The 1,341-nt window shown below is 58.1% G+C and carries 1 protein-coding gene; it reads right to left on the bottom strand.

The window, feature by feature from the left end; all coding sequences use genetic code 11:
• Nucleotides 1-257: 257 nt before the first annotated feature.
• On the bottom strand, nt 258-1,286 hold the full coding sequence (locus tag FHW68_RS27045; protein WP_183683967.1) for an IS110 family transposase: 1,029 nt from the start codon (nt 1,284-1,286) through the stop codon (nt 258-260).
• Nucleotides 1,287-1,341 lie beyond the last annotated feature (55 nt).

Here is a 1,341-nt window from a genome sequence, read left to right as displayed (position 1 = left end):
GCTCCTACATCTATGGTTACCCCCTTTTCTGCAATACTGTTTTTGATGCGTGTTTGGCTTGCTTTCATCTATCCGGCGTCTAAGTGGGGTTTGTGGCCCCGCGCCTCGATGAGAATCGATGCCCAACGACCCTAATTAGGTTAACGGCCCTTCAGCCGTGTAGGAGCCCAGGGTTGTCGTCAGGCCGGTTGGCCGTTCACGTCATCAGTTATCCAGCATCGCAAAACCAGGTGGGTGGTGCTCGGGTGACAGCGGGGTCAGGCGTTCATCGCGGCTGGCCCCGCATCGAATTCAGTGTGGTGTGCCGCAATCGCCCAGGCGATTCGTGCCAGCTTGTTGGCCAACGCGCAAACCACAAGATTGGAGTGATGGCGGGACGCCAAGAGCTGGCGGACCCAGTCCGCCAAAGCGCCTTTCTGTCGATCCAGTTGTATCAAGTACACACGGGCGCACTGGATGAGTAAGCGTCGCTGGTTTCGATCGCCGCGTTTGCTGATGCCCAACAGTACGGTCTTGTCGCCCGTGGAATGTTGTTTGGGTACCAACCCGATCGAGGCCGCATAGCCTCGGCCGCATTTGAACTGCTTGCCATCGCCCAACTCGGCAGCCAGGGCGCTGGAGGTGATCGGGCCGACACAGGGCATGGTCATCAAGCGCGCCGCCAGATCATCTTCGGCGGCCTGGCACTCCACGTCCTTGTCCAGCGACTTGACCTGTCCATCCAGATAGTTGAAGTGCCCATGCAGCAGCATCAGATTTTTCTTGATGCGTTCAGAAAATGAACTCACCTCAAGCAACGCTGGAAGCTTTTTGATGGTTTTGAAGCCAGGGGCCAGGCTGACGCCAACCTCCAGAAGGGCTGCGTGAATCCGATTGACGGTCGCAGTGCGGTCTTTAATGAACGACTCACGTAGCGAGTTGGACATGGCCAGCGCCTGCTGGGCTTGAGTTTTGGGCGGCACAAAACGCATCGTGGGTCGAGTCGCCGCCTCGCAGATTGCCTCGGCATCAGCAAAGTCGTTTTTGTTGCTTTTCACATACGGACGCACGAGATGAGGGGCAATGAGCTTGGGCGTATGCCCCAGCTTGGCGACCTCTTGCGCCATGAAGTGGGCGCCGCCGCAGGCTTCCATCACGACGGTGCAGGGGGCGAGATTGGCGAGGTGCCGGGTGAGCGCCGCCCGCGTAAATTTTTTGCGGTAAACCTCGTGGCCGCGATCATCTTGCGCATGGAGGTGAAAGGTATGTTTTCCTAGGTCGATGGCGGCGATAGCTACGTTGTTCATGGCAATGATCTCCGATGAGCCCCCGGTGAAAGCTTAGTGGGCGATCACAGGGGGG

It is taken from the genome of Pseudomonas sp. Tn43, assembly GCF_014192635.1.
Classification (GTDB): domain Bacteria; phylum Pseudomonadota; class Gammaproteobacteria; order Pseudomonadales; family Pseudomonadaceae; genus Aquipseudomonas.
This window is presented reverse-complemented; position numbering and strand designations above follow the sequence as displayed.